Source organism: Saliniramus sp. (assembly GCF_035311605.1).
GTDB lineage: Bacteria > Pseudomonadota > Alphaproteobacteria > Rhizobiales > Beijerinckiaceae > Saliniramus.
The window spans coordinates 1-7,280 of record NZ_DATGCW010000266.1 but is presented as its reverse complement, the minus strand read 5'-3'; the positions used below and the strand labels follow the sequence as shown (position 1 = coordinate 7,280).

General features: G+C 64.7%; 10 protein-coding genes. 3 read left to right on the top strand and 7 right to left on the bottom strand.

Annotation, left to right across the window (positions count from 1 at the left end; translation table 11 throughout):
* Nucleotides 1–81: 81 nt before the first annotated feature.
* From lpxK to VKP01_RS12090, 7 genes are all read right to left on the bottom strand, one after another.
* Nucleotides 82–1,065: a tetraacyldisaccharide 4'-kinase gene (gene lpxK / locus VKP01_RS12120; RefSeq protein WP_324412634.1), complete on the bottom strand. Its 984-nt coding sequence runs from the start codon at nt 1,063–1,065 to the stop codon at nt 82–84.
* On the bottom strand, nt 1,065–2,369 hold the full coding sequence (locus VKP01_RS12115) for a 3-deoxy-D-manno-octulosonic acid transferase (protein ID WP_324412632.1): 1,305 nt from the start codon (nt 2,367–2,369) through the stop codon (nt 1,065–1,067). Before VKP01_RS12115 ends, lpxK begins: the two co-directional genes overlap by 1 nt.
* Nucleotides 2,369–3,130 carry a lysophospholipid acyltransferase family protein gene (locus tag VKP01_RS12110; RefSeq protein ID WP_324412630.1) on the bottom strand — a complete coding sequence of 254 codons (762 nt, stop codon included), beginning with the start codon at nt 3,128–3,130 and terminating at the stop codon, nt 2,369–2,371. Before VKP01_RS12110 ends, VKP01_RS12115 begins: the two co-directional genes overlap by 1 nt.
* 17 nt (nt 3,131–3,147) lie before the next feature.
* Nucleotides 3,148–3,387, bottom strand: coding sequence for a DUF4170 domain-containing protein (locus VKP01_RS12105; RefSeq protein WP_074444724.1), 240 nt, complete (start codon nt 3,385–3,387; stop codon nt 3,148–3,150).
* Between the two features lie 57 nt (nt 3,388–3,444).
* Nucleotides 3,445–4,281 (bottom strand): 3'(2'),5'-bisphosphate nucleotidase CysQ, encoded by an 837-nt coding sequence (locus tag VKP01_RS12100; protein ID WP_324412626.1) that lies wholly within the window; start codon nt 4,279–4,281, stop codon nt 3,445–3,447.
* A gap of 319 nt (nt 4,282–4,600) precedes the next feature.
* On the bottom strand, nt 4,601–4,918 hold the full coding sequence (locus tag VKP01_RS12095; protein WP_324412624.1) for a helix-turn-helix domain-containing protein: 318 nt from the start codon (nt 4,916–4,918) through the stop codon (nt 4,601–4,603).
* A gap of 14 nt (nt 4,919–4,932) precedes the next feature.
* Complete coding sequence (locus VKP01_RS12090) at nt 4,933–5,223, bottom strand: type II toxin-antitoxin system RelE/ParE family toxin (RefSeq protein ID WP_324412622.1); 291 nt, start codon at nt 5,221–5,223, stop codon at nt 4,933–4,935.
* 519 nt (nt 5,224–5,742) lie between these two features.
* On the opposite strand from VKP01_RS12090, the gene rpsF reads away from it, so the two are divergent.
* The 3 genes from rpsF to VKP01_RS12075 all read left to right on the top strand — a co-directional run.
* Nucleotides 5,743–6,174, top strand: coding sequence for a 30S ribosomal protein S6 (gene rpsF, locus VKP01_RS12085; protein WP_324412620.1), 432 nt, complete (start codon nt 5,743–5,745; stop codon nt 6,172–6,174).
* A gap of 3 nt (nt 6,175–6,177) precedes the next feature.
* The gene (gene rpsR, locus VKP01_RS12080) at nt 6,178–6,423 is read left to right on the top strand and encodes a 30S ribosomal protein S18 (RefSeq protein ID WP_074444720.1); all 246 of its coding nucleotides are present in this window, start codon (nt 6,178–6,180) and stop codon (nt 6,421–6,423) included.
* A gap of 133 nt (nt 6,424–6,556) precedes the next feature.
* Nucleotides 6,557–7,280 (top strand): DUF2232 domain-containing protein (locus tag VKP01_RS12075; protein WP_324412618.1); only part of this gene is annotated, 724 nt, incomplete at its 3' end.

The window sequence follows — 7,280 nt, the reverse complement described above, 5'->3', positions numbered from 1 at the left end:
AACAGGTCAATGCCGCGAAAATCCCGTCCGGAACCGTCGATGCTCCGGGTGAGGGCGCCGCCGCAGCCGCGCGCTGACCGATCAGGGCGCGCGCAGCGCCCGACGCACCAGGGATGCCAACGCCTTCACGTCGCTGATCTGTGCCGTGACGGGGAGAACGGCGATGTCATCCGCAAAACCCAGCCGCACGGCATCCTTCTCGGTGGTGATCAGGGTGAGGCCAATGCTCTGCGCCCGCGCACGCAACGCGGCGATCTCCTGCTCACGATAGTGATGGTGATCGGGAAAGGCGCGGCTCTCGGCCACATCCAGTCCCGCCTGTGTGAGCGTTTCGAAGAATTTCGCAGGACGCCCGATCCCGGCAAAGGCGAGATAGCGTCCGCCGCGCAGCTGCTCCAGCACATTCGGATCGGGCACGAGCGCCGCCTTGAAAACCGGCAATCCGCGTGCTCGCGCGTCCTGCGCGAGCACCGCCCCCGGCGCGCCCTCCCCCATCACGACCAGCGCATCCGCATGCTCCCATTGCCGCGCGAGGGGTGCGCGCAAGGGGCCGGCGGGAAGGCATAGCCCGTTCATGAGGCCGACGGCCCCATCGACGAGGAGCAGCGAAAGATCCTTGTCGAGAGCCGGGTTCTGGAAACCGTCATCCATGACGATGGCGGTCGCGCCGGTCTGACCGGCGAGATTGGCCCCGGCGGGGCGGTCCCCCGAGACGATGACGCGCGCCGTGCGTGCCAGCAAAAGCGGCTCGTCTCCCGCCGCGCGATGGTCATGAATCGCGGGATCGATCACGACCGGCCCGCGCAGATTCCCGCCATGGCCGCGCGTGAGAAAGCTGGGGCTTTCCCCCTCCCGCGCGAGCAGGGAGGCGATTGCGAGGGCGAGTGGCGTCTTGCCGGTCCCGCCCACGGTAAAATTGCCGATACAGATCACCGGCAGCGCTGCGCGCTCCAGAACGCGCCCCATGCGCCAGCCGGAAACGGATCCATAGAGCGCGGCAAGCGGTTTCAGCATCCGGGCGAGCGGTGATGGCGGAACCCGTTGCCAGAAGGCCGGGGCGCGCATCAGCGCTGCTCCATCTTCACATCCAGAATGAAGGGCTCAACGGCACGCAGCGTGCGATCGAGCGCACCACCGAGGGATTGCACGGATTCGTAGCCCGCCCGCGCCATCTCGCGGGTCAGCGCCGTATCCGCGATCAGATCCTCGAGTGCCGCAGCAAGCGCCCGCGCATCAGCGACGGGCAGCGCCCCGCCGGACCCGTCGAGCGCGGTATAGACCTCGTCGAAATTGTGCACATGCGGCCCGTGCAGTATGGCGGTGCCGAGCTTTGCCGGTTCGATCGGATTCTGCCCACCATGGGGGATCAGCGAACCGCCCACGAAAACCAGTGGTGTCAGCCGGTAGAACAGACCGAGCTCGCCGACCGTATCGGCGATGTAGAAATCGACCTCCCTCTCGGGCTGCTCACCCAGAGCACGGCGGGCGGGATTGAGCGCTGAATCGCGGGCGATCTCGGCGATGGCCTCGCCGCGATGCGGGTGACGCGGGGCGATGATAGTGATGAGTTTGGGATATTTGCGCGCCAGCGCCCGGTGGATCGCGACCACCATCTCCTCTTCGCCCGGATGGGTGCTGGCCGCGACCCAGACAGGGCGCCCGGCAATCATCCCCTGCAAGGCTTCGACGATACGCGGGTCGGCCGGCGGTGGCGGCGAATCGAATTTCAGATTGCCCGCGACACCGACGCGCGGCGCACCCAGCCGCTGCAACCGCTCGGCATCGGGCTTCGCCTGGGCGAGACAGAGCGAGAATCGCGACAGGAGCGCCTCGGCGAGGCGCGGCACGCGCGACCAGCGCTGAAACGAGCGCTCGGAGAGCCGACCGTTGATCAGGATCAGCGGCACGTTCCGCTGCTCGAGCGCGAGGATGGCATTCGGCCAGATCTCCGATTCGGCGAAAAGAGCGATATCCGGCTGCCAGTGGGCGAGGAAACGGCGCATGTAGCGCGGCACGTCGATGGGAACGAATTGATGGATCGCGCCGGGCGGCAGGCGCTTGGCGATGATCTCCGCCGAGGTGCGCGTGCCGGACGTGACGAGGACGGTCACGCCGCGCCGGGTGAGGCGTTCGATCACGGGCAGGATCGCCATGGTCTCGCCGATACTGGCCCCGTGCAGCCAGGCCAGATGCCCATCGGGCCGCTCCCGCCCGGCAAGACCGCGCCGCTCGCGCATACGCTGCGGATCTTCCTTGCCCCTGCGCCGACGCGAGAGCAGCACACCGGCTGCGGCGGGCTCGAGCGCGGCCAGGCCGTAATGATAAAGCCGCAGCAACAAGGGGAGACGGGGCGTGGAATGGGAGGCCATCACGACGACCCCGCCGCGCGCCCGGACGCCACAGCAGCGCCCTCAACGCGCAGGTCAGCGCCCGGATCGCGCGCACCGACAAGTGCATAGGCACGCTCATGAACGGCGTCGAGCCCCGTCTCGACCCTGCTGCGCAAGGCCTCGAGACCCTCGGCATCGAGATCGCGCGGAACCATGATCGGATCGCCCAGCACCATTGCACCGCGACCGAAGGGCAGGCCGATCGAGGCCTTGTCCCAGCTGTCGAAATCATGCCGCCTGCTGGTGACCACCGCCACCGGCACGATGGGACGGCCCGACAGCCGCGCGAGGGTAACGATCCCCTCCCCGGCGCGGCGCGCGACTTTCGGCACATCAGCCGTCATCACAACCATCTCACCCGCTTCCAGCGCCTTGAGCATCGCCCGCAGCGCCTGCGCGCCACCTTTCTCGCGCAGCCTGCCGCGCCCGCGATCACCCGAGCCGCGTATCGCGCGCACGCCCAGATGCCGCAATGCGATGGCGTTGAGTTCGCCGTCGCCGGAGCGCGAGACGAGGCTCGCTGCAGGGTCCTGCTTGCGTTTGGCGAAGTGGATCATGAAATGCTGGCCGTGCCACATAGCGGCAATGACGGGCATGTGCGGGCCGATGCGATCATAGGCGTCAGCCGGCTCGACGACGAAACGGTTCGTGCGCCGGACCAGCCCCAGATAAGCTGCGAGCAGAAACCCCGCCGCCTCCTGTACCGGGCGTGAGCGTCCGATCCGTTTCAGCAAAGACATCGTCGCCGCTGCTCCGCTCAGGGCTGCGGCGGATCGAGAAGGCGATGCAGATGCACGATGAAATAACGCATCTGCGCATTGTCGACGGTCGACTGCGCCTTCGCCTTCCACACCGCATAGGCACTGGCGTAATCGGGATAGATGCCGACGATGTCGAGCTCATCCAGATTGTGGAACTGCACCTCCTCGACGCCGGTCAGTTCACCGCCGAAGACGAGATGAAGCAGCTGTTTCTTGGTCGTCGTGACTTCGCTCATGGGTCGATCCACGCATTGCCGGGCCGGGCAGCCCGCGATTGGGTTCGCCGCGACCGGTCAGACCGCGCGGCTCTGTTCAGCGGCCCCCGTCATGGCCTCAATCAGCCGCGGATGCAAGATCGATGAGGCGGCAACCAACGCGCCATGGACGGGATTTTCCGCATTGTAGCGCGGATCGGTGCCGCTCATGTCGGAGACGCATCCGCCCGCCTCACGCAGAATGAGATCGGCGGCGGCGAGATCCCAGTCGCGGGCATTGCGCGAGACCAGTGCCACGTCGATATCACCTGCCGCGACGCGCGCAAGCCGCAATGCAAGCGAGGGGACCTTGGCCAGCGGCGTCATGCCACCGACCCGCCGTATCATCGCATCAATCATGGGCTGCGGCCCGGATATGCCGGCCCGGCGCAGATCGGCTGTCGATGAAACGGTGATCGCAGCGCCGTTGGCACGCGCGCCCTCGCCGGTCTGCGCTTCGTAGAGCGTGTCGAGCGCGGGCGCGTGCACGACACCCAGAACGGGCGCATCATCCAGCAGGAGCGCGATGGCGACGGACCAGTCCCGGTGGCCGGAGAGAAAGGCGCGGGTGCCGTCGATCGGATCAACGATCCAGACGAGGCGCGCACCGATGCGCCGGTCGTTATCCGCCGTCTCCTCCGAGAGCCAGGCGGCTTCCGGCAGAAGCTGCGAGAGGCGGATCTTGAGAAAGGCATCGACGGAGACGTCGGCCTCGGTGACGGGCGACCCGCCATCCTTCGACCAGATCCGCGCGCTGGTCTTCTCGCCGGGCCGGAAATAGCCCTGTGCGATCGCGCCGGCTTCCCGTGCAGCCTCGCGCAGGGGATCGGTAAGCGCAGCGATGCGGTATGCAGTATCGTCTGTCGAGAACGCCATGCGAATCCGTAAGCCGAAGCCATAAACTCAAAGTACTAAGCTGATTCGGCTAAAAAAGGGTGATGAAAGCGCCTGAACCGCGCCGGGCACCCGGGTTACCCACATCTTCCTGTGCACACGGTGACCCGCGCACCGATGCGGCCTGATGACCGGCAGATAGAGTGCCCCTTGCCGCGTTGCAAGATCCGGCGCCGCGAGATGCCCCGCGTTCCCGTGATCCGGCATGCATGACGAGGCGCCGAAGGGCCCATGCTCCGACGAGGCCCCCGCGCTGCACGGCGCAGGTTTGACGGGGGCTCACCGATCCGGCGCGTCCGGGTCATGATCCGATCGAGACATGCACCTTCCGACCGGTCCGCATGATCATGTCCGCCAAGGCATCAATGGTAAAGTTCTGTGTCTTCTTGCGCATGACGTCCGACACACGAGGTCGCGAAATGCCCAGAATGACAGCCGCTTCCGCCTGCTTCAGTTTTTCGCGCTTTTTCCAGGCGTGAAGCTCTTCCATCAGCGAAATCTTGATGGCCAGCTTCTCCTCGATGATCGCCCGGGACCGCGCCTGAAGATCCCGTGCTTCCTGCTCATTAAAGCCGAGATCGGCAAACACGTTGCCGTCGGCGGGCGTGACATGCGTCACACCATCCTCGGAATTCATTTCGCCCTCCTCTCCTGCAAGACGTGCTTGTAGCGTGTTTTCGCAATATCAATATCGTTCTTGCTGGTTCTGTTCGACTTCTTCTTGAAGCAGTGCAGCACGTGGACGGCTTCGCCGAATTTTGCGACATACATGACCCGAAACCAGCCATCGTCCAGATTGATCCGGATCTCCTTCGGGCCCGACCCAACCATCTCGAAGGGGCTCAAATCATCCGGTTCGAGTCCTGACTGGGCCCGGTCAAATTGATGGCATGCCTCTCGCTTCGCGCTCTCCAAAAATTGCATAAATATTTGATATCATTCAGTGAAGAACCCATCCAGACAATGGGTTTCCTGATGGTGTTGGCCTTTGCCATTTGCGCCCCGCATGTATCAACACTTGTACACTCATGCAAGAATTTTGCGTCGCTCGTCAGCTTGGTGCGCAAAGCATGAGGAATCGAAAAGAAGCTCTGATTCACCAATAACCCGCGCCGGGAGGGCGCCACTGATCCCGGCTTGCCTGCTTTTCACGCATTTGAATTGCATGGCAATCCAGCGTCGCCATATCGTTTCATCCCCACACACCGCCGCTCTGCGCGACGGCAAACCCTTCATCATGCTTGCAATCGCACGGAAAAGGCTGTATCGCCCCAACAACGTCGTCTCCGGCCGGGGGCTGAACGGATGGCGCGCGTCTGCGCGCAGGGCTCTTGCGGTCCGGCATCCTGTGTCTCCGCCTTCGATCAACCGCTCGGGCCTTGGCAGGCTCGAAGGGCTTGGCGCCGGGTCACGTTCGATGAAACGCAGTTGGAAAGGCCAAATATGCCTCTTTATGAGCACGTCTTCCTTGCGCGACAGGATATCTCGTCGCAGCAGGTCGAAGCTCTCGTGGACACGTTCAAGGGTGTCATCGAGACCAATGGCGGCAAGGTCGAGAAGGTCGAGGGCTGGGGCCTGAAGACGCTCGCCTACCGCATCAAGAAGAACCGCAAGGCGCATTTCACCCTGCTCAATCTCGACGCCCCCCCGGCGGCGGTGAAGGAGATGGAGCGGCAGATGGGCATCAACGAGGACATCCTGCGCTTCATGACCATCAAGGTCGAAGTGCTCGACCCCGAGCCCTCCGCAATGGTGCAAAAGCGCGACCGCGACGATCGTCGTGATCGCGGCGATCGTGGTGACCGCCCTGATCGTGGTGACCGCCCTGATCGCGGCGAGCGTCGTCGCCCCGAAGAAACCAGCCGGGAGGGTTGATCCATGGCACTCGGTAATGCTGGCGCCCGTCGCCCCTTCTTCCGCCGTCGCAAGACCTGCCCGTTCTCCGGCGCCAATGCTCCGGCGATCGACTACAAGGACGTGAAGCTGCTTTCGCGCTACATCTCCGAACGCGGCAAGATCGTGCCGTCACGCATCACGGCGGTCTCCGCCAAGAAGCAGCGTGAGTTGTCCAAGGCGATCAAGCGCGCACGTCTGCTGGGGCTCCTGCCCTTCGTGATCAAGTAAGATCGCGATCTGACGAACCAGGGCGGACCGTCCCCGGACGGCCCGCCGTTTTTCGGCCCCCGGCTCCGTCGAGCCGCAGGGCAAGTTGGGGCGCAAACCACGCCTCTAACCACGCAAGAGCGCGGGACAGCGGATGACGAGCTATATTGCACCAGGTGTTCTGGCCGGGTTGGCTTCGGCGATACTGATCTCCCTGATCGGAGTCGGAACCGGGCTTGCCGTGATGCTCGTCCTGCTCGCACCCATCCCCGTGATCATCGTCACCCTCGCCTTCAACCACCGCTCAGGCCTCGTCGCCGGCGTGATCGGTGCGGTGGCGATTACCGCCGTGCATGGCAGCCTGTTCGGTGGCTTCGGCTATTTCCTGACCACCGCACTCCCGGCCTGGTGGCTCGGCTATCTTGCGCTGCTCGGGCGCACCAGCGCCGACGGCAAGACGGAATGGTATCCGCTCGGGCGGCTGCTGGCCTGGATCGCCGGTACCGGGGCGCTGACCTATTTCGGCTCCTCCGTCCTGACCGGGTTCGATTTCGAAGCCTATAGTCGCAATGCTCAGGAGATGGCGGAAGCCGTCCTGCGTATCCAGACGGATACACCCGAAGACGTGCCCCTGCCCGATTTCGGGGATCTTCCCGGCGAGCAGGTTGCCGCGCGCCTGGCCGGAGCGCTGCCGATCTTTGCTGCGCAGGGCTTCACTGTCATCCTGACCCTGTATATCTGGCTGGGCGCGAAGATCGTCTCGGCTTCGGGGCGCCTGCTGCGCCCCTGGCCGGAAATAGCGCGCACGGTGATGCCGCGCGAAGCGCTCTACACCCTGTTTGCAGTGAGTCTCGCCGCGATCTTTCTGGACGGGTTCA

What these genes read in the sequence shown, in the direction of transcription:
- lpxK (WP_324412634.1), bottom strand. Translation starts at nt 1,065, where the DNA reads ATGCGCGCCCCGGCCTTCTGGCAACGGGTTCCGCCATCACCGCTCGCC.
- VKP01_RS12115 (WP_324412632.1), bottom strand. Translation starts at nt 2,369, where the DNA reads ATGGCCTCCCATTCCACGCCCCGTCTCCCCTTGTTGCTGCGGCTTTAT.
- VKP01_RS12110 (WP_324412630.1), bottom strand. Translation starts at nt 3,130, where the DNA reads ATGTCTTTGCTGAAACGGATCGGACGCTCACGCCCGGTACAGGAGGCG.
- VKP01_RS12105 (WP_074444724.1), bottom strand. Translation starts at nt 3,387, where the DNA reads ATGAGCGAAGTCACGACGACCAAGAAACAGCTGCTTCATCTCGTCTTC.
- VKP01_RS12100 (WP_324412626.1), bottom strand. Translation starts at nt 4,281, where the DNA reads ATGGCGTTCTCGACAGACGATACTGCATACCGCATCGCTGCGCTTACC.
- VKP01_RS12090 (WP_324412622.1), bottom strand. Translation starts at nt 5,223, where the DNA reads ATGCAATTTTTGGAGAGCGCGAAGCGAGAGGCATGCCATCAATTTGAC.
- rpsF (WP_324412620.1), top strand. Translation starts at nt 5,743, where the DNA reads ATGCCTCTTTATGAGCACGTCTTCCTTGCGCGACAGGATATCTCGTCG.
- rpsR (WP_074444720.1), top strand. Translation starts at nt 6,178, where the DNA reads ATGGCACTCGGTAATGCTGGCGCCCGTCGCCCCTTCTTCCGCCGTCGC.